Source organism: Xenorhabdus sp. NBAII XenSa04, from assembly GCF_963866145.1.
Classification (GTDB): Bacteria; Pseudomonadota; Gammaproteobacteria; order Enterobacterales; family Enterobacteriaceae; genus Xenorhabdus; species Xenorhabdus indica.
Genome location: NZ_CAWMEB010000394.1, coordinates 1 through 371, shown reverse-complemented (window position 1 = coordinate 371; position 371 = coordinate 1). Strand labels below are relative to the sequence as shown.

1 protein-coding gene is annotated in these 371 nt (G+C 44.5%); it reads left to right on the top strand.

All coding sequences use genetic code 11. The features are described 5' to 3' along the window. A partial coding sequence (locus tag AAC147_RS12880; RefSeq protein WP_047686821.1) for a tail fiber protein occupies positions 1 to 371 on the top strand: 371 nt, incomplete at both ends.

Genomic DNA, 371 nt, shown 5'->3' with positions numbered 1-371 from the left:
TACCATCCAGATGCAACGCTACAAGATAAAGGATTTGTTATCCTGAGTAATGATGTCGGTAGTAATAACGAGACTCATGCAGCAACACCAAGGGCGGTGAAAGCAGCATATGATTTAGCTAATACAGCCAGCCAAAGCGCCAACAATGCGAATAGCAATGCTGATACCCGATTAGCGAAAGACCAGAACGGAGCTGATATTCCTGATAAAGATACTTTTGTCAACAATCTCGGATTGCGAGATACAGTTAATCAAGCGGAAAATGCCTTGCAAAAATCAGCCGCTGAATTATTGGCAGTTCCCATCGGCGGTATTTTAATGTGGTGCAGTGATCTACCACACCCTAATAATTTCCTGCCGATGGAGGGCGG